Genomic DNA, 18,721 nt, shown 5'->3' with positions numbered 1-18,721 from the left:
TATTGAACGCCGTTGCGCGGCGGTGCTTCCCGTGGGGGCGGGCGGTCGGGTCGAATGGGGGCCGAGAGTGACGGAGCGGAAGAAGGAGTCTGTGGTGCGGTACCTGGTCAGGGAGAAGCTGTTCGCGGTCGGCGACGACTACTGGATCGAGGACGACCGGGGCCACAAGGCGTACCTGGTGGACGGCAAGGTGCTGCGGCTGCGGCACACCTTCGAGCTGAAGGACTCGCACGGGCGGGTGGTCGCGGTGGTGAAGGAGAAGATGCTCACCGTCCGCGACGCGATGAAGATCGAGAACGCCGACGGCGAGGTGATCGCGACCGTCCGGGAGAAGCTGTTCACCCCGTTCCGCGACAAGTACCTGGTGGAGCTGGCCTCCGGTGGCGAGCTGAAGATCCACGGGAACCTGATCGACAAGGACTACCGGGTCGAGAACCACCACGGCGACGAGCTCGCCCGGGTCTCCCGCAAGTGGTTCCGGATCCGTGACACCTACGGGGTGGAGATCGCCGACGGCGCGGACACCGGTCTGCTGCTGGCCATCGCGGCCTGCGTCGACCACCTGGTGGAGGAGGAGCACTGAGGTGACCGGCCCCCGGCCCACCCGTTGATGGTGTAACGGTCCCATAGGTAAGGGCGATTGACGGACCATCGGACTGTTGCGACGGTTCGCTGCGGCGCCGGGGGCCGGCCGGTAACGTACCGGCATGGATGACCTCGAAGAACGCGCCAATGTCGTCGCGTCCGGTTCACCGCGGGTCGGGGCGGGGGTGGGCGTCCGACGGCGCCGCGCCGACGACCTCGCCGACTGCGTCCGGGTGTTGGCCGACGTCCACGCCGCCGACGGCTACCCCGCCGACTGGCCCGAGCGCCCCGCCGCCTGGCTCACCCCGGAGGGCCTGCTGGCCGCCTGGGTCGCCGAGGCGGACGGCCGGCTCACCGGGCACGTCGGCCTCTCCCGCAGCGGCCCGGGCGGTGTCGCCCCCGGTCTGTGGAGCCTGCGCACCGGCGGGCGCCCGGAACTCACCGCCGTGATCGAGCGCCTCTACGTCGACCCGGGGGCGCGCGGCCGGAACACCGGCGCCCGCCTCCTGGAGCGAGCTGTGGCACACGCGCGGGCGCTCGGCCTGCACCCCGTGCTCGACGTGCTCGCCACCGACACCGCCGCCCTGGCCCTCTACCGCCGCCTCGGCTGGACCCCCCTCGGCCGCGGCGAACAGCGCTGGCCCTCCGGCCGCACGGTCCTCCTCCACTGCTTCGCCGCCCCGAGGGGCCGGGCGGAGGAGCCGTAGGGCGTCCGGCTCCAGGGCGCGGCCGGTGGGCCGGCAGGTGTCCGGTTTGCTGGGGCGGCAACAAAGCTTGCCGGTACCGGAAGGGTGGCCGCAGCCTGGCGGTGGAGGTGAGCGCGATGAACGAGACGATGACGACGGAGCTCCACGACGCGGTGGTGGTCGGCGGTGGAGCGGCGGGCCTGAACGCCGCCCTGGTGCTGGGCCGGGCCCGGCGGCGGGTCGCGGTGGTGGACGCGGGGGAGCCGCGCAACGCCCCGGCCGCCCACATGCAGGGCTTCCTGAGCCGCGACGGCATGCCCCCGGCGGCGCTGCTGGCGGTCGGGCGGGAGGAGGTCGCCCGGTACGGGGTGGACCTGATCGACGGGCGGGTCGAGCACATCGAGCCCGCCGCGTCCGAGGAGACGGGCTACGTGGTCCACCTGGCGGGCGGGCCGGTGCTGCACGCGCGCCGGGTGGTCGTCGCCACCGGGCTGCGCGACGGGCTGCCGGAGCTGCCGGGCCTGGCCGAGCGGTGGGGGCGGGACGTGCTGCACTGCCCGTACTGCCACGCCTGGGAGGTCCGCGACCGGCCGCTCGGCGTGCTCGGCACCGGCCCGGGGGCCGTGAACCAGGCGCTGCTGCTGCGCCAGTGGTCGGCGGACGTGGTGCTGCTCGCGCACACCCTGGAGCTGACCGGCGCCGAGCGGGAGCGGCTCGCCGCCCGGGGCGTACGGGTCGTGGAGGGCCGGATCGTCCGGCTGGTCTCCGACGACGGGCGGCTGCGCGGCGTCGAGCTCGTGAACGGGCAGGTGGTGCCGCGCGAGGCGGTGTTCGTCTTCCCGCAGCCGGTGCCCCGGGACGCGCTGCTGTTCGGCCTGGACTGCGCGCGGGACGACAACGGCTGGGTCACCACCGACCGGACCGGCCGGACCAGCGTGCCCGGCGTCTGGGCGGTCGGCAACGTCGCCGACCCGCGCGCCCAGGTCGTCACCGCCGCCGGGATGGGCGCGGCGGCCGCCTTCGCGCTCGACCACGACCTCGTGGCGGAGGAGATCGACCGGGCGGTGGCCGAGCACCGCGCGTCCGGTGCCGCCCTGCCCGCCTGAGCGGCGCGGCTTCCGTCAACGCACGACAACGCACGACAGGAGAGGTGACGTCATGTCCTCGCACCAGCACAACCAGCAGCACAACCACCAGCACCACCACCACGGCCAGGCGCCCGCCGCCGACCTCGACTGGGACGCCCTCGCGGTGCACCTGGAGCAGGAGGGCGAGCTGCGCGCCGGTGCGATCGCCGAGGCCGGGTGGTGGCTGCAGGACCTGGCCGGGGAGGGCTCCGTCCGGAGGGTGCTGGACGTCGGCAGCGGTCCCGGTGTGATCGCCGGACTTCTCGCCGAGGTCTTCTCGACGGCCGAGGTGGTCGCCGTGGACCAGTCGGCCGCCCTGCTGGAGCGCGCCCGGACCCGCTCGTGCGGTCGGCTGGACATCCAACAGGCCGATCTGCCCGCCGAGTTCGACAAGCTCGGCGAGGCCGACCTGATCTGGTCCGGCAACGCGATCCACCACCTCGGCGACCAGCAGGCCGCGCTCACCTCGCTCGCCGGGGTGCTGCGGCCCGGCGGCCTGCTCGCCGTCGCCGAGCGCGGCCTGCCGCTGCGCTACCTGCCCCGCGACTTCGGCCTCGGCCGGCCCGGCTTCCAGGCCCGGCTGGACGCCGCGCACGAGGACGGCTTCAGCGCCATGCGCGCCGAACTCCCGGACACCACCGAGGAGATCGAGGACTGGCCGGCCATGCTCACCCGGGCCGGTCTCACCCCGACCGGCACCCGGACCTTCCTGGTCGACCATCCCGCCCCGCTCTCCCGCCCGGCCCGCGAGCACCTCCACGTTCAGCTCACCCGGCTCCACGAGCAGCTCGCCGAGACGCTCGACGCGCAGGACCGGGCGACCCTGGAGGCGCTGCTGGCGGAGGACGCGCCCACCGGCATCCTCAACCGGCCGGACGCCTTCTACCTGTCGGCGATGACCGTCCACACCGCCCGCAAGGGCTGACCGCGCCGCCGCCCCGCCGCCCCGCCGCCGCCCCGCCGCCGCCCCGCCGTCGTGTCAGGAGGCGAGGAACTCCGCCACCGCACGGGTGAAGGCGGCGGGGTCGTCGAGCCAGGGGTAGTGGCCGGCGGCGGGCTGGACGGCGGTGCGGGCGCGGCGGAAGAGCGCGGCGGTGGCCCGGACCGCGGCGGGACACGGATCGGGATCGTACTCGCCTGCCAACAGGAGTGCGGGGAAGGGCAGTTCGGCGACGGCGGCGCGGACCGCGGCCGGATCGTAGCCGCCGCCGTGGTAGGCCGCGGCGGCCTCGGGGTGGCTCTGGCCGGCCCGGGTGGCCTCGTGGGCCCGGGCGGCGGCGTTCCAGTCGCCGTGGAAGAGCGGAGCCAGGTCGTCGGGGTCGGCGGCGCCGCCCGCGAAGGCGGTGCGGACGGCGGCGAGGGCGGTCGGGCACCACTCCTCGCCGGTGCCGCCCCGGGCGGCGACCGCCGCCCGGTAGTGCTCCTCGGTGGCGGTGCTGCCGAAGACCCGCAGGCTGGGTGTGATGAGGGCCAGCCGCCCGGTGCGGTCGGGGTGGCGCAGGGCGTACAGGGTCGCGAGCGAGCAGCCGGCGGAGTGGCCGAGGACGTCCGCCCGCTCCAGCCCGAGGTGGGCGCGGAAGGCCTCGACGTCCGCCACCTGCCGGTCGACCCGGTAGCTCGCCGGGTCGGCGGGGCGTTCGGAGCGGCCGGTCCCGCGCAGGTCGAGGACGTGCAGCGCACGGTGCGCGGAGAGGCCGCCGAGGTCGCCGAGGTAGGCGGAGTCGCGCATCGCGCCCCCGGCGAGGGCCAGCAGCGGCTCGCCGTCGCCGAGGATCCGGTAGGCGAGCCGGGTGCCGTCCGGGCCGGTGAAGGTCGTCATCGGGTGATCATGGCAACCGGCCGCTCGGCCCGGCAAGGAACGTGCCCGATCGCGGGCAGGCGGACGGGCACCGGTACGAACGGGCACGGCCACGCGAGGGCACCGGCGGGACGGACACCGCCGCGGGAGGCCCGGGGTACCGTCGGGGCATGACAGCGAACGCGCAGGGCTTCGTCGTGGTGACCACCACCCACGAGAGCGAGGAGCAGGCCCGGTCGCTGGCCTCCGCCGCGGTGCGGGAGCGGCTGGCGGCCTGCGCGCAGGTCTACCCCGTCCGGTCGGTGTACTGGTGGGAGGGCGAGGTGCAGGACGCCGAGGAGTGGCGGATCGACCTCAAGACCCGGGCCGAACTGGCCGACCGCCTCGCCGGGTTCGTCGCCGGGCGGCACTCGTACGAGACGCCCGAGGTGATCGCCGTACCGGTGGTGTCCGGCAGTCCCGACTACCTGGACTGGGTGGCCGAGGAGACCGCTCCCCGGTAGCCGCCCGGGCTCAGGACGTGATCTCCAGGAAGGCCAGCACCGCCAGCACCCGCCGGTGGTCCTCCTCGGAGGGCGGCAGGTCGAGCTTGAGGAAGATGTTGGCGGTGTGCTTCTTCACCGCCCGCTCGGTGATCACCATCCGCTCGGCGATCGCCGCGTTGGAGCGCCCCTCCGCCATCAGTTGCAGCACCTCGCGCTCCCGCGGGGTCAGCCGGTCCAGCGGCTTCTTCCGTTCGGTGTTGCTGACCAGCATGGCGATCACCTGCGGGTCGAGCGCGGTGCCGCCGGCCGCCACTCGGTGGACCGTCTCGACGAACTGGTCGGGGTCGAACACCCGGTCCTTCAGCAGGTAGCCGATCGAGCCGCTGCCGTCGGCGAGCAACTCCTTGGCGTAGAGCTGCTCGACGTACTGGGAGAGCACCAGCACCGGCAGCCCGGGTATCCGCCGCCGTGCCTCCAGTGCCGCCCGGAGGCCCTCGTCGGTGAACGTCGGGGGCAGCCGCACGTCGACCACGGCCACGTCCGGGCGTTCGGTGAGGAGGGCCTCCAGGAGGTCCGGCCCGGTGTCCACCGCGGCCACGACCTCGAAGTCGTAGGCCTGCAGCATCCGGACCAGACCGTCCCTCAGGAGGAAGAGGTCCTCGGCGAGTACAACTCGCACGGCAGCTCCATGGTCAGGGTCGTGGGGCCGCCTTGCGGGCTGCGGACGGCCAGGACTCCGTCGAAGGTAGCAAGCCGACGTTCGATGCCGCGCAGACCGGTGCCGCGCGACGGGTCGGCCCCGCCCGTCCCGTCGTCGGTGACCTGGGCCTTCAACAGGCCGTCCGTGTACCAGAGTTGGACGTCGACGTGGGCGGCCCGGGAGTGCTTGGCGGCGTTGGTGAGCGCCTCGGAGACGGCGAAGTAGAAGGCGGACTCGACCGGCGCCTCGGGGCGGCCCGGAAGGTCGGCGGAGACGGTCACGTCCAGCGGGCTGTCCATGCCCAACGCCCGTACGGCGTCGGCGAGTCCGCGGTCGGCCAGGACCGGCGGGTGGATGCCGCGGACGAGGTCGCGCAGCTCGTTGAGGGCGGTGGCGGAGGCCTGGCGGGTCTCGGCGAGCAGTTGCTTCGCGGCCTCCGGGTCCCGCTCGACCAGCCGCTCGGCGACGCCCAGGTTCATGCCCATGGCCACCAGCCGGGCCTGCGCGCCGTCGTGCAGGTCCCGTTCGATCCGGCGCAGTTCGGCGGCCTGGCTGGTCAGCGCGTCGCGCCGGGTCTCGGTGAGGTGGGCGACCTTGCGCTGGGCGGCCAGCGCCTCGGCGCGGGCGGTCGGGCCCAGCAGCGCCCTGGCGAGCGCGGTGTGGCCGCGCAGCGCGCCGGGGGCGATCGCCAGGCCGAGCGGGATGATCGGCAGCCCGAGCAGCGCGGCGACCCGGGCGCTGCCGGGGTCGGTCACATGGACCCACAGGTACCAGTTGTTGCCGCCGAGGCCGGCGATCGGCTCCCAGAGCCAGGGCGACAGCACGCCGAAGACGCCGTAGGCGAGCACGGCCAGCGGGAACAGCGCCACGGTGAAGCCGATCATCGGGTCGACGAGCAGCCAGAGCAGGTCCCGCCAGGTGGCCGGGTCGGCCAGCAGCGCCTGGCAGCGCAGCCAGGCGCCCCGGAAGCCCGGTTCGACCTCGGGCATCGGCAGGTAGGGGTCGCGGATCCCGGTGTCCGTCCAGCGCCCGGCCAGCGTGCGGCGCAGACCGGCCAGCCGGCGGACCGCCAGGGTCGTCGGCAGCATCAGCAGCACGCCCACGCCGAGGCCCAGCAGGCTGGCGGTGACGGAAGCCGCGGTGAGCAGCGCCAGTTGGGGCAGTACGAACGCGGCCAGTGCCGTGCTGTGCGCCATGGCCCGTACGCTGCGGCGCGGCGGGCCGAGCCGGTTCCACCCGGTGTCCCGCGCCCCGCTCTCCGCTCCGGTTCCGGTCGTGTCGGTCATGACCGTTCCTCCCCCTGTGTGACGGCCTCGCGGCCTGGGACCTACCCCTCGTCCTGCGGCTTCGACCCAAGACTGACGGAGGGCGGTCACCCCGATCACTGGGCCCTGGACCACTCTTGCGGGTACCTGGGTACACCATCCGATCGACGTCCGGAGGCCCTGCTCCGGCCCGCCGCCGACGGAACCGCGGGAAGCGGCGGTTCGGCCTCCGTGCCGGACACGGCCGAGGTCAGGCGGCTGTTCGACCGGGTCGTCCCCGGGCTGCTCGCCGAGCACCGGATCCCCGGGGGCGGTGGCCGTGGTGGTCGGCGGGCGCGCTGGACCTGCTCGGCTGACCGCGATCGGCGGACAGCGGAAACCGGCGTACGGGGGCGGCGACTTCCGCTCCCCGTACGCCGGTTGCCGTGCTCCAGCCGTCGGTATCAGCTCTCGGTGCCGGCCGTCGGTATCAGCCCTCGGTGCCGCCGAAGCGGGCCGTCCAGGCCGCCAGCTCCTCGTCCGTGATCTTGGCGAACAGCACCGGCGGCACCGTGAACGGCGTCCCGGCCGGGACCAGGTCCAGCGCGCGGGCCTCCGCCGCGTCGATCCAGGCGCGGGTGGCCGCCGGCGAGTCCTCGGGCAGGGCGAAGGCCCCGCGCATGGCGGCCGCCGCGGTCGGGATGAACGGCTCGGACACCACCGCGTACAGGTGGATCAGGTTCATCGCGGTCCGCAGGGTCAGCGCGGCCGCCTCCGGGTCGGTCTTCACCTGGCGCCAGGGCGCCTTCTCGTCCAGGTAGGCGTTGCCCGCGCTCCACAGCGCGCGCAGGGCCTGCGCCGCCTTGCGGAAGTTGAGCCCGTCCAGCTGGGCCTCGTACTCGGCGAGCAGGCCGGCGACCTGCTCGCCGAGCCGCTGCTCGGGCTCGCCCGCCGCGTGCCCGCCCGGGACGTCGTCGCCGAAGCGCTTGCGGCTGAAGGAGAGCACCCGGTTGACGAAGTTGCCGAGGGTGTCGGCGAGGTCCTTGTTGACCACCGAGGCGAAGAGGTCCCAGGTGAAGCTGGAGTCGTCCGACTCGGGCGCGTGCGCCATCAGGAAGTAGCGCCAGTAGTCGGCCGGCAGCAGCTCCAGCGCGACGTCGGTGAAGATGCCGCGCTTCTGGCTGGTGGAGAACTTCCCGCCGTAGTACGTCAGCCAGTTGAAGGCCTTGACGTAGTCGACCTTCTTCCACGGGCGGCGCGAGCCGAGGATGGTGGCCGGGAACATCACGGTGTGGAAGGGGACGTTGTCCTTGGCCATGAACTCGGTGTAGCGGACGGTCTCGTCGGCCTCGTACCACCAGGACTTCCAGTCCCGCAGGTGCCCGGCCGGGGCCGCGTCCGACCACTCCTTGGTGGCGCCGATGTACTCGATCGGGGCGTCGAACCAGACGTAGAACACCTTGCCCTCGGCGGCCAGTTCGGGCCACACGTCGGCCGGCACCGGGACGCCCCACTCCAGGTCACGGGTGATCGAGCGGTCCTGCAGGCCCTCGGTCAGCCACTTGCGGGCGATCGAGGAGGCCAGCACCGGCCAGTCGTCGCCGTGGGCGTCGATCCACTGCTCGACCTCCTCGGTCAGCTTCGACTGGAGCAGGAACAGGTGCCTGGTCTCCCGGACCTCCAGGTCGGAGCTGCCGCTGATCGCCGAGCGCGGCTCCAGCAGGTCGGTCGGGTCCAGAACCCGGGTGCAGTTCTCGCACTGGTCGCCGCGAGCCTTGTCGTAGCCGCAGTGCGGGCAGGTGCCGACGATGTAGCGGTCGGGCAGGAAGCGCGCGTCGGCGTTGGAGTACACCTGGCGGATCGCGCGCTCCTCGATGAAGCCGTTGCGCTGGAGCTCGCGGGCGATCTCCTGGGTGATCTCCCGGTTCTGCGGCGAGGAGCTGCGGCCGAAGTGGTCGAAGGACAGCCCGAAGCCGTCGTACACCGCCTTCTGCGCGTCGTGCGCCTGCGCGCAGAACTCCGCGACCGGCAGTCCGGCCTCCTGGGCGGCCAGTTCGGCGGGCGTGCCGTGCTCGTCGGTGGCGCAGATGTACAGCACCTCGTGGCCGCGCTGGCGCAGGTAGCGGGAGTACACGTCCGCCGGGAGCATCGACCCGACCATGTTGCCCAGGTGCTTGATCCCGTTGATGTACGGAAGGGCGCTGGTGATCAGGTGCCGAGCCATCCTCGGATGCTCCGATTTCTCCCGCACACGCACCCCACCCGGAGTGCTGTGCCAGGCGCAGGGGTCCACTGTGGGCTGCCAAGCCTACCGCCGTCGCGGGTGCCGACCGTCCGGCGTCTAGGCCGTCCGGTGGCAGGGCGCTCCGGCGTCCAGGCCGTCCGGTGGCAGGGCGCTCCGGTGGCAGGGCCGTCCGGTGGCAGGGCGCTCCGGCGGCTGGGCCGTCCGGTGTCAGGGCCGGCTGAAGTCGGCGTACCGGTCGAACTCCCCGTCCTTCACCCCGCGGACGAACGCCGCCCACTTGCGCGGCGTCGTCCGCACGACCACCTCGGGCAGGTCCGACTCGCGGATCTCCACCAGCTCGCCCGCCGATCTGACCTCGACGCAGTCGGTGCTCTCCCCGCTGGCCGACGCCTTGCGCCACCCGTTCATGCGAAATCTTTCAGTAAGGCCCGGATGAAGTCCCGGGACTCGTCCGTCCCGAGCGCGATGGCCGCGGTCTTCTCCTTGATCTGCCGGTAGGAGTCCAGTTCCGCTTCGGTGTGCACGAACTTGGGCCCGTGGGTGAGGTCGATCTGGAGGGTGTCGAGCTCCGGGACCGGCCCGCGGGCGAGGTAGAGGCTCTCCCCGGAGCCCGTGTAGGTGGGCACGCTGAACGGGATCACCCGGATCTCCAGCCCGGGCCGTTCGGAGTTCGTCAGCAGGCTCCGCAACTGCTCGCGCAGCACGTCCGGACCGCCGAACTGCATCCGCAGCGCGGACTCGTGGAGGATCGCGCTGTACGGCTTCGGAGTGTCGACGAAGATCTGCTGGCGCCGGATCCGGAACGCCATCCGGACCTCGGCCTCCGGCTTGGCCTGCGGGGGGAGCCGCTCGAACACCGCCGCCGCGTACGCCGGGGTCTGCAACAGGCCCGGGATGAAGGTGCTGTTCAGGATGGACAGCGACTCCGCGTGGTGCTCCATCTCCGCGATGTCGATGATCCCGCTCGGCATCTTCCCCCGGTAGCCGTCCCACCAGTACTTGCGCCGGTCCTGCGTCATCGCGAGCAGCGCGTCCAGGTACGGGCCCTCCTCGCAGCCGCAGACGCGGGCCCAGATCCGGAGCCGCTCGGCGCTGATGCCCGACTTCCCGTTCTCCATCTGGGAGATCTTGGGGAGGTCGGTGCCGATGGTCGCGGCCAGGCTCTTGGGCGTCACGCCCACACGCTCGCGCATCTTGCGCAGCTCGATCCCGAGGCGTTGCTGGCGAACGGTCGGCGACAAGCGGGGTGGCATGACTCTCTTCTCCGGATCGCGCGGCTTCGGTCGGGCTTCGGTCGATGCTTCCGGTGAAGTGTGCCGTGGAGACCCGGCCCGAGCTAGCGAAATGAGGGATACCCCACGATGGAGTGAACGTGCACTCGCTCGGTAGCAACTCTGGCACCCTGACCCTATGGTCGTCCGTGTCACTCGCTGACTTGTTTTTGGCTAAACAGTCGCCGCGTCGCGCTGAGCAGCGCCAAGTCTCCGGGTCGCCAGTCAGTGCCAACCGCATGGTCAGGGCGTTCGACATCACCCACCGGAGGCAGCCGTGTCCCTTCCCCCGCCTCTCCGCCCCACCCGTCTTCCCCTCCGCACCGCCCCGCGCCGGTGAATGCCCTTCTCGTCGCGGCGCTGTCCTCCCTCCTGCTCGCCGTCCTCTTCGTCGGCTGGCTGGTCTGGCTGGTCAGCGTCCAGACCGGCGAACCCCGGCCGGTGAACCCCGAGTTCGCCGCCCGCCGCTCCGCCCGCGGTGACCGCGGGCAGGGCTGGTGATCGCCTGACCGCCTGTCAGCCACGTGAAAGGCGTTCCGTCAGGCGGGACTTGGCGGCGGGCCATTCGTCGGCGAGCATCGAGAAGTAGGCGGTGTCCCGCCAGGCGCCGGTGGCGCGGAGCCTGTCGCGGCGGTGGGTGCCCTCGTACTGGGCGCCGAGGCGCAGGATCGCGTTGCGGGAGCGCTCGTTGAGGGCGTCGGTCTTCCAGAAGACGCGGCCCATGCCGAGGGTCTCGAAGGCGTGGACGAGCAGCAGGAGCTTCGACTCCGAGTTCACGGCCGTGCGCCAGACCGAGCGGGCGTACCAGGTGCCGCCGATCTCCAGGTACTCGTTCCGCGCGCTGAAGTCGTAGTAGCCGGTGATGCCGACGGCCCTGCCGCTCGCCAGGTCGATGACGGCGAACTTCACCGCGCTCCCCTTGGCCGTCTCCGCGATCCGGATGTCGAGGATCGCGCCGAGCTCCTCCTCCGTGGTGGGCGGGAGGAAGGGGATCCAGCGCCAGACCTCGGGGTCGGGGCCGACGGTGGCCCAGAGGTCGGTGAGGTGGCGGCGCTCCAACGGCTCCAGGCGGACGTGGGTGCCGGTGAGGGTGACGGGCGTGGGCAGCTTCGCGGTCATGATCAGAACGTAGCGCCACTCTGCACTAGGGGCAATAGATATCTGAACTAGTGCAAATACTGAGGCAAAGCGAAGGGCCCCGCGGGACGGTGCGTCCCGCGGGGCCCTCGAAGAGCGAGCTCAGGCTCAGATGAACGAGTTGATCTGGATCGTCTCGTCGCGGCCCGGGCCGACGCCGATGGCGGAGATCGGCGCGCCGGACATCTCCTCCAGCGCCTTCACGTACGCCTGGGCGTTCTTCGGCAGCTCGGCGAAGGACTTGGCCTTGCTGATGTCCTCGGTCCAGCCCGGCAGCGTCTCGTAGATCGGCTTGGCGTGGTGGAAGTCCGACTGGTTGTAGGGGAGCTCCTCGACCCGACGGCCGTCGATCTCGTACGCGACGCAGACCGGGATCTGCTCCCAGCCGGTCAGCACGTCGAGCTTGGTGAGGAAGAAGTCGGTGAGGCCGTTGACGCGGGTCGCGTAGCGCGCGATGACGGCGTCGAACCAGCCGCAGCGGCGGTCGCGGCCGGTGGTGACACCGCGCTCGCCGCCGATCCGGCGCAGCGCCTCGCCGTCCTCGTCGAGCAGCTCGGTCGGGAACGGGCCCGAGCCGACGCGGGTGGTGTAGGCCTTGAGGATGCCGATGACCCGGTCGATCTTGGTGGGGCCGATGCCGGCGCCGGTGCAGGCGCCGCCCGCGGTCGGGTTCGACGAGGTCACGAAGGGGTACGTGCCGTGGTCGACGTCCAGCAGGGTGCCCTGACCGCCCTCCAGCAGGACGACCTTGTTGGCCTTCAGCGCCTCGTCCAGGACGAGGGTGGTGTCGGCGAGGAAGGGCTTGATCTTCTCCGCGTAGCCCAGGTACTCCTCGACCACCAGCTCGGCCGGGATGGCGCGGCGGTTGTACAGCTTGACCAGGATCTGGTTCTTGTCGTGCAGCGCCGCCTCGATCTTCTGGCGCAGGATCGACTCGTCGAACAGGTCCTGGACCCGGATGCCGACGCGGTTGATCTTGTCCGCGTAGGTCGGGCCGATGCCGCGGCCGGTGGTGCCGATCCGGCGCTTGCCGAGGAAGCGCTCGGTGACCTTGTCCAGGGTGCGGTGGTAGGGGGTGATCAGGTGGGCGTTGCCCGAGACCAGCAGCTTGGAGGTGTCGATGCCGCGCTCGTTCAGGCCGTTGAGCTCGGAGAGCAGCACGCCCGGGTCGATGACGACGCCGTTGCCGATCACCGGCGTGACGTTCGGGCTGAGGATGCCGGAGGGGAGCAGGTGCAGGGCGTACTTCTGGTCGCCGATGACCACCGTGTGACCGGCGTTGTTGCCGCCCTGGTAGCGGACGACGTAGTCGACGGAGCCGCCGAGGAGGTCGGTGGCCTTCCCCTTGCCCTCGTCTCCCCACTGAGCGCCAACGAGCACGAGTGCCGGCACAGGCGTACACCCCTTCCGGTTGGGGCATCCTGCGTAGGCCGCAGTCTGCCCCGAGATAGACGAAGCCCCTGGCGCAATGGCGCAAGGGGCTCTTGCACCGAGAGATTACCTGAGGAAGGACCGGTCGTGTCGTCCCTGTCCACGCCTGCGAACGGCGGCCCCGAGCCGCTTCTGCTGCTCCTCGACCCGGTGGCCCGGCAGACCGACGGCGAGTCGGTGCGGATCGCGAAGGACGTGCTGTGCGGGGGTGCGGACGTCAAGGTGGCCTATCCGGAGAGCCCGTCCGAACTCGACCGGGTGCTTGCGCACAGAGGTCGGCGGCGACCGGTGGTGATCGGTTCCGACCTCGCCCTGCAGCGGGTGCTCCAGGCCCTGCACCGCCACCGTGAGCTGGGCTCGGATCCGGTGGGAATGGTTCCGGTTGGCCGGGTGGAGGAACTGGCGACGGCCCGCGCGCTCGGCGTGCCGGGGGAGCCGGTGCGGGCCGCGCGGGCGGTGCTGTCGGGCGCGCCGCGCAAGCTCGACCTGCTGGTGGACGACGGCGGGGGCGTGGCGCTGGCCGGGGTGCGGATCGCCGGCGGCGGTGCACGCCGTCCGGTGGGCCGAACGGGCGGCTGGCGTTCGCTATGGGCGAAACTGGCTGCGGCCGAGCAGGCGAACGCACTCACCTCCGAGATTGCCGAGCACAGCCCCCGGGTCCGGGTCGAGGCGGACGGCCGGCTGCTCGCGGACGTGCACCGGCCGGTCCGGCTGGTGCAGCTGACCCTGCCGGGCGCCGCCTCCGACGGCTCCGGCGTGCTGGAGGTGGTGGTCCGCGCGCCCGGCGCCCTGGTGCGGGCCCGGGCGGCGAGCGTCTCGGTGGTCGGGCGCGGATTCGGCTACGAGGTGGACGGCCGCCCGGTCGGGCCGGTCCGGGCCAGGACCTGGACGGTGCACCCGGGCGCGTGGGCACTGCTGCTGCCCGCCGCGTGACCGCCGGGTGAACCCCGGGTGAGCAGGCTCACGTTCGGCGGCGCCCGCACCACCACCGCTCCGTACACGGAGTTCCCCAACGGGCGCGAACCGCAAGGCCAACCGCCGTCCGCCGGAATTCCCCCACCCGAAATCCCCGCCCCGTAAGGGGTTTTGTCTACGCGCGTTACTCGTCGGCCGCCCCGCGAACGAGGGCTCCCGGGTTCCGGAAGCCCTGGTCAACTGCCCTAGACTCGAAGACGTGCCACGTGGTGACGGAAGACTCAACCACGATCTTCTTCCCGGTGAGAAAGGCCCCCAGGACGCTTGTGGCGTCTTCGGTGTCTGGGCTCCCGGCGAGGAGGTCGCCAAGCTCACGTTCTTCGGCCTTTACGCCCTGCAGCACCGCGGTCAGGAATCCGCGGGCATCGCAGTGAGCAACGGCTCCCAGATTCTCGTCTTCAAGGACATGGGACTCGTCTCCCAGGTCTTCGACGAGGCCTCCCTGGGGTCGTTGCACGGGCATATCGCCGTCGGACACGCCCGCTACTCGACCACCGGTTCCTCGGTCTGGGAGAACGCCCAGCCGACCTTCCGGGCGACCGTGCACGGTTCGCTGGCCCTCGGGCACAACGGAAACCTGGTGAACACCGCCGAACTGGCGGCCATGGTCGCCGAACTGCCCGGCGAGGAGCACGTCTCCCGCTCCGGCCGGACGGCGGCGACCAACGACACCGACCTGGTGACCGCCCTGCTGGCCGGCCACCCGGACCTCTCCATAGAGGAGACGGCCAAGGTCGTGCTGCCCAAGGTCAAGGGCGCCTTCTCGCTCGTCTTCATGGATGAGCACACCCTCTACGCCGCCCGCGACCCGCAGGGCATCCGCCCGCTGGTGCTCGGCCGGCTGGAGCGCGGCTGGGTGGTCGCCTCCGAGACGGCGGCGCTGGACATCTGCGGCGCCTCCTTCATCCGCGAGGTCGAGCCCGGCGAGCTCATCGCCATCGACGAGAACGGCATGCGCAGCAGCCGCTTCGCGGAGGCCAAGCCCAAGGGCTGCGTCTTCGAGTACGTCTACCTGGCCCGCCCGGACACCAGCATCGCCGGCCGCAACGTGCACCTCTCCCGCGTGGAGATGGGCCGCCGGCTGGCGAAGGAGGCCCCGGTCGAGGCCGACCTGGTGATAGCCACGCCCGAGTCCGGCACCCCCGCCGCGATCGGCTACGCCGAGGCCAGCGGCATCCCGTACGGCTCCGGCCTGGTGAAGAACGCCTACGTGGGCCGCACCTTCATCCAGCCCAGCCAGACGATCCGCCAGCTCGGCATCCGGCTCAAGCTCAACCCGCTGCGCGAGGTCATCGCCGGCAAGCGCCTGGTGGTCGTGGACGACTCGATCGTGCGCGGCAACACCCAGCGCGCCCTGGTGCGGATGCTGCGCGAGGCGGGCGCCGCCGAGGTGCACATCCGGATCTCCTCGCCGCCGGTGAAGTGGCCCTGCTTCTTCGGCATCGACTTCGCCACCCGGGCGGAGCTGATCGCCAACGGGATGTCCGTGGAGGAGATCGGCCGCACGCTCGGTGCCGACTCGCTCGCCTACATCTCGATCGACGGCATGATCGAGGCCACCGCGCAGCCCAAGGACCGGCTCTGCCGGGCCTGCTTCGACGGGGAGTACCCGATGGAGCTGCCGGACCCGGCGCTGCTCGGCAAGCTCCTGCTGGAGGCCGAGATCAAGGGCGGCCAGCAGAAGCCGGCCGTCCGCGGCAAGCCGACCAGCGGCAGCGACCTGGACGGCGTCCAGTCGCTGCTCGGCGGGGCGGGCGCGGCCGACGCGCTGCGCCGCCCGTAACGAGCCCACGGTGGGGTCCCGCGAACCGGGGCCCCACCGCCGTTCCACCCCGGCTGTTCAAGAACCACCCCCACCTGACCCGAAAGGGCCGCACGCAGTGACCAGCAACCAGAACGGCGCCACCTACGCCGCCGCCGGTGTCGACATCGAGGCGGGCGACCGCGCCGTCGAGCTCATGAAGCAGTGGGTGAAGAAGGCCAACCGCCCCGAGGTGGTCGGCGGTCTCGGCGGCTTCGCCGGCCTCTTCGACGTGTCCGCCCTCAAGGACTACGAGCGGCCGCTGCTGGCCTCGGCCACCGACGGCGTGGGGACCAAGGTGGCCATCGCCGCCGCCATGGACAAGCACGACACCATCGGCCACGACCTGGTCGGCATGGTCGTGGACGACATCGTGGTGTGCGGCGCCGAGCCGCTGTTCATGACCGACTACATCTGCGTCGGCAAGGTCGTCCCGGAGCGGGTCGCCGCGATCGTCAAGGGCATCGCCGAGGGCTGCGCGCTGGCCGGCTGCGCCCTGGTGGGCGGCGAGACCGCCGAGCACCCGGGCCTGCTCGGCCCGGACGAGTACGACGTCGCGGGCGCCGGCACCGGCGTGGTCGAGGCCGACGCGCTGCTGGGCGCCGAGCGGGTCAGGGCCGGCGACGTGGTGATCGCGATGGCCGCCTCCGGCCTGCACTCCAACGGCTACTCGCTGGTCCGCCACGTGCTGCTGAACCAGGCCGGCTGGAAGCTGGACCGCAAGGTCGAGGAGTTCGGCCGCACCCTCGGCGAGGAACTGCTGGAGCCGACCCGGATCTACTCGCTGGACTGCCTGGCGCTCATCCGAGCCACCGAGGTCCACGCCTTCTCGCACGTCACCGGCGGCGGCCTGGCGGCCAACCTGGCCCGGGTGATCCCGGACGGCCTGCACGCCCGTCTGGACCGCGGCACCTGGACCCCGCTGCCGGTCTTCCGGACCGTCGCCGAGGTCGGCCAGGTGGCCACCCTGGAGCTGGAGAAGACGCTCAACATGGGCGTCGGCATGGTCGCGGTCGTCCCGCCGCACTCGGTGGACGCGGTGCTGTCGATCCTGGAGGACCGCGGCGTCGAGGCCTGGCTGCTGGGCGACATCGTCGAGCGCACGGACGAGCACGAGGGCGGCGCGACCCTCTACAACGCCTACGAGGGCTTCACCGCGGGCTGACCGGCCCCGTGGACGGCAGAGGGCCCCTCCGGTGCGCCGGAGGGGCCCTCCCGTGCGTCAGGGCCCGTACGGGCGGAACACGGGAACGCCGAAGACCGGCCCGGCGCCCAGGGCGCCCGGACCGGTCTCGCGAAGCTGCTGGTTACGCGCGCCGGGAGGCCTGCGACGGCCCGGTGCCCGGCTCGGTGTCGTCCTCGTCGTCGAGGTCGGCGTAGCGGGCGGCGTACTCCGCGTACGGGTCGTCGTCCTCCTCCTCTTCGATCGGCTCCGGGTCGATCGAAGCGGTGGACGGCGATACGCCCAGCTCGTTGGACAGACGGTTAGCGTCGAACCCGCCGCTGTTGTACTTCAGCTCGCGGGCGACCTTCGTCTGCTTGGCCTTGGCCCGGCCGCGCCCCATGGGTCGACCCCCTCAACGATGGGGCTCACGGCCCCGAGTCTGACACGTGTTCATGATCAGGACCGGCCTGCCCGAATGGGAGGACCGTCCCTTGGAGCATTAACGGTACCTGTTTCCGCCGCTGGACGGTACGTCGTCGGTGTGACGTGGCGCGCACCGACTGCACCCGAGACCAGGTCTTCCCAGGTCAGGGGAGGTTTTGCGGCGTTTTGCGCGCTGTCCGGAGGTGTCTGAGGTCCGTCGTTCCGGGACTGATTATCCCCCCTAAGGGGGCCTCGGATCACCCGTTCGGGCGGAGAAGTGAGAATCCGGTTCCACATCGTGATGCGCGGGGGGCCGCACGAGGCGGCCCCCCGCGCATCCGGGGTCCGGGCGGAGCCGGATCAGCCGCGGCGGGCACCCGGCAGCAGGACCGAGCGCAGCGCGCTGATCTCGCGCATCCGCTTCTCGGCGAGGCGGTCGGCGGCGACCGCCGGCGGGACGCCGTCGGAGGCGGCCCGGGTGAAGATCTCCAGGGTGGTGTCGAAGATCCGGGTGGCCTTGTTCTTGGCCCGCTCGAAGTTGAAGCCGTCGATCTCGTCGGCGACCTGGATCACGCCGCCGGAGTTCACCAGGTAGTCGGGGGCGTAGAGGATGCCGCGGCCCGCGAGGTCCTTCTCGACGCCGGGGTGGGCCAGCTGGTTGTTGGCCGCGCCGCAGACGATCGAGGTGCCGAACTCGCCGAGCGCGGCGACCGTGTCGTCGGTCAGCGCGCCGCCGAGGGCGCAGGGGGCGTAGACGTCCAGCTTGGCCTGGAACAGGGCGGCGGTGTCGGCGACCACCTCCACCTCCGGGTGAGCGGCGCGCACCCGGTTGACGGCGGCCTCGAAGGGGTCGGTGATGACGACGGTGGCGCCGTCCGCGACCAGGTGGCCGACCAGGTAGTGGCCGACCTTGCCGACGCCCGCGACGCCGACCCGCTTGCCGCGCAGGGTCGGCTGGCCCCAGCGGGCCTGGGCGCTGGCCCGCATGCCCTGGAAGACGCCGAAGGCGGTCAGGATGGAGGAGTCGCCGGCGCCGCCGTGCTCGGGCGAGCGCCCGGTGACGAACTCGGTCTCGCGCGCGATGACGTCCATGTCCTGGACGTAGGTGCCCACGTCGCAGGCGGTGATGTAGCGGCCGCGCAGGGACTCGACGAAGCGGCCGTAGGCCCGGAGCATCGCCTCGTTCTTGTCCTTGTTGGGGTCGCCGATGATGACGGCCTTGCCGCCGCCGAGGTCCAGACCCGCCAGGGCGTTCTTGTAGGACATGCCGCGGGACAGGTTCAGCGCGTCCTCCAGGGCCGCCTCCTCGGAGGCGTACGGGAAGAAGCGGGTGCCGCCGAGGGCCGGGCCCAGTGCGGTGGAGTGGATGGCGATGATCGCCTTGAGGCCGGAGCTGCGGTCGTGGCAGAGGACGACCTGCTCGTGGCCGTCGCCGGGAGCGCCGTCCTGCTCGGTGCGGAAGATCCTGCTGAGCACGCCGGGTGCGGGGTGCGTGGCGGGTGTCTGTACGTCGGTCACTGTGGTGACTCCAGTAGTGAGGGAAGGCCCGCTGCTGTGGTGCGGGCGCCTAGGGCGAAGCGTAGTCGCGCAGGGGCCGCCGATCGGCCGGGTCGTCGGAGCTGGTGCCGGTTGTCCGAGGGGTGAGACG

19 protein-coding genes are annotated in these 18,721 nt (G+C 72.2%); 9 read left to right on the top strand and 10 right to left on the bottom strand.

From position 1 onward, the window contains the following. The first annotated feature begins 94 nt into the window (after positions 1-94). The 4 genes from RZ50_RS07425 to RZ50_RS07410 all read left to right on the top strand — a co-directional run bounded on the left by RZ50_RS07425 (position 95) and on the right by RZ50_RS07410 (position 3,323). Positions 95-583: an LURP-one-related/scramblase family protein gene (locus tag RZ50_RS07425; protein WP_196947880.1), complete on the top strand. Its 489-nt coding sequence runs from the start codon at positions 95-97 to the stop codon at positions 581-583. Between the two features lie 124 nt (positions 584-707). Beyond that, entirely contained in the window at positions 708-1,292 is a 585-nt protein-coding gene (locus RZ50_RS07420; protein ID WP_196947879.1) for a GNAT family N-acetyltransferase, read from the top strand. 116 nt (positions 1,293-1,408) lie between these two features. After that, the gene (locus tag RZ50_RS07415; RefSeq protein ID WP_196947878.1) at positions 1,409-2,377 is read left to right on the top strand and encodes an NAD(P)/FAD-dependent oxidoreductase; all 969 of its coding nucleotides are present in this window, start codon (positions 1,409-1,411) and stop codon (positions 2,375-2,377) included. Positions 2,378-2,429: 52 nt separating this feature from the next. After that, the gene (locus tag RZ50_RS07410) at positions 2,430-3,323 is read left to right on the top strand and encodes a trans-aconitate 2-methyltransferase (RefSeq protein ID WP_196947877.1); all 894 of its coding nucleotides are present in this window, start codon (positions 2,430-2,432) and stop codon (positions 3,321-3,323) included. 54 nt (positions 3,324-3,377) lie between these two features. Here RZ50_RS07410 and RZ50_RS07405 read toward each other — a convergent pair whose 3' ends face one another. Continuing rightward, the gene (locus RZ50_RS07405; RefSeq protein WP_196947876.1) at positions 3,378-4,217 is read right to left on the bottom strand and encodes an alpha/beta fold hydrolase; all 840 of its coding nucleotides are present in this window, start codon (positions 4,215-4,217) and stop codon (positions 3,378-3,380) included. Between the two features lie 149 nt (positions 4,218-4,366). Here RZ50_RS07405 and cutA point away from each other — a divergent pair, with 149 nt between their 5' ends. Beyond that, entirely contained in the window at positions 4,367-4,699 is a 333-nt protein-coding gene (gene cutA, locus RZ50_RS07400) for a divalent-cation tolerance protein CutA (protein WP_196947875.1), read from the top strand. Positions 4,700-4,709: 10 nt separating this feature from the next. Here cutA and RZ50_RS07395 read toward each other — a convergent pair whose 3' ends face one another. From RZ50_RS07395 to RZ50_RS07375, 5 genes are all read right to left on the bottom strand, one after another. Continuing rightward, complete coding sequence (locus RZ50_RS07395) at positions 4,710-5,360, bottom strand: response regulator transcription factor (RefSeq protein WP_196947874.1); 651 nt, start codon at positions 5,358-5,360, stop codon at positions 4,710-4,712. Beyond that, on the bottom strand, positions 5,324-6,667 hold the full coding sequence (locus RZ50_RS07390; RefSeq protein WP_196947873.1) for a sensor histidine kinase: 1,344 nt from the start codon (positions 6,665-6,667) through the stop codon (positions 5,324-5,326). The genes RZ50_RS07395 and RZ50_RS07390 overlap by 37 nt, the downstream gene beginning before the upstream one ends. 448 nt (positions 6,668-7,115) lie before the next feature. Beyond that, the gene (gene metG / locus RZ50_RS07385) at positions 7,116-8,849 is read right to left on the bottom strand and encodes a methionine--tRNA ligase (RefSeq protein ID WP_196947872.1); all 1,734 of its coding nucleotides are present in this window, start codon (positions 8,847-8,849) and stop codon (positions 7,116-7,118) included. Between the two features lie 228 nt (positions 8,850-9,077). Next, a complete protein-coding gene (locus RZ50_RS07380) occupies positions 9,078-9,278 on the bottom strand; it encodes a DUF397 domain-containing protein (protein ID WP_196947871.1) in 201 nt (66 codons plus the stop codon). Beyond that, positions 9,275-10,123, bottom strand: coding sequence for a helix-turn-helix transcriptional regulator (locus tag RZ50_RS07375; protein ID WP_196947870.1), 849 nt, complete (start codon positions 10,121-10,123; stop codon positions 9,275-9,277). Before RZ50_RS07375 ends, RZ50_RS07380 begins: the two co-directional genes overlap by 4 nt. A gap of 354 nt (positions 10,124-10,477) precedes the next feature. On the opposite strand from RZ50_RS07375, the gene RZ50_RS07370 reads away from it, so the two are divergent. Next, positions 10,478-10,642, top strand: coding sequence for a hypothetical protein (locus RZ50_RS07370; RefSeq protein WP_196947869.1), 165 nt, complete (start codon positions 10,478-10,480; stop codon positions 10,640-10,642). 15 nt (positions 10,643-10,657) lie between these two features. Here RZ50_RS07370 and RZ50_RS07365 read toward each other — a convergent pair whose 3' ends face one another. Both RZ50_RS07365 and RZ50_RS07360 read right to left on the bottom strand, forming a co-directional pair. Then, positions 10,658-11,260 (bottom strand): GNAT family N-acetyltransferase, encoded by a 603-nt coding sequence (locus RZ50_RS07365; RefSeq protein WP_196947868.1) that lies wholly within the window; start codon positions 11,258-11,260, stop codon positions 10,658-10,660. 126 nt (positions 11,261-11,386) lie between these two features. Continuing rightward, the gene (locus tag RZ50_RS07360; protein ID WP_196947867.1) at positions 11,387-12,670 is read right to left on the bottom strand and encodes an adenylosuccinate synthase; all 1,284 of its coding nucleotides are present in this window, start codon (positions 12,668-12,670) and stop codon (positions 11,387-11,389) included. Positions 12,671-12,796: 126 nt separating this feature from the next. Between RZ50_RS07360 and RZ50_RS07355 the strand changes: the two genes are divergently transcribed. The 3 genes from RZ50_RS07355 to purM all read left to right on the top strand — a co-directional run bounded on the left by RZ50_RS07355 (position 12,797) and on the right by purM (position 16,650). Beyond that, a complete protein-coding gene (locus tag RZ50_RS07355; RefSeq protein WP_196947866.1) occupies positions 12,797-13,642 on the top strand; it encodes a diacylglycerol kinase in 846 nt (281 codons plus the stop codon). A gap of 241 nt (positions 13,643-13,883) precedes the next feature. After that, positions 13,884-15,467: an amidophosphoribosyltransferase gene (purF, locus tag RZ50_RS07350; protein WP_196947865.1), complete on the top strand. Its 1,584-nt coding sequence runs from the start codon at positions 13,884-13,886 to the stop codon at positions 15,465-15,467. A gap of 97 nt (positions 15,468-15,564) precedes the next feature. Beyond that, positions 15,565-16,650 (top strand): phosphoribosylformylglycinamidine cyclo-ligase, encoded by a 1,086-nt coding sequence (gene purM / locus RZ50_RS07345; protein WP_196947864.1) that lies wholly within the window; start codon positions 15,565-15,567, stop codon positions 16,648-16,650. A 142-nt stretch (positions 16,651-16,792) separates the two neighbouring features. On the opposite strand, the gene RZ50_RS07340 is transcribed toward purM, so the two are convergent. Next, a complete protein-coding gene (locus RZ50_RS07340; protein ID WP_196947863.1) occupies positions 16,793-17,050 on the bottom strand; it encodes a DUF3073 domain-containing protein in 258 nt (85 codons plus the stop codon). A 383-nt stretch (positions 17,051-17,433) separates the two neighbouring features. Next, the gene (locus RZ50_RS07335; RefSeq protein ID WP_196947862.1) at positions 17,434-18,591 is read right to left on the bottom strand and encodes a Glu/Leu/Phe/Val dehydrogenase; all 1,158 of its coding nucleotides are present in this window, start codon (positions 18,589-18,591) and stop codon (positions 17,434-17,436) included. Between the last annotated feature and the right edge of the window lie 130 nt (positions 18,592-18,721).

Source organism: Kitasatospora sp. SUK 42, assembly GCF_015776785.2.
Classification (GTDB): Bacteria; Actinomycetota; Actinomycetes; order Streptomycetales; family Streptomycetaceae; genus Kitasatospora.
Note: the sequence above shows the minus strand (reverse complement) of the source record. Positions and strands in the feature narration are given on the sequence as shown.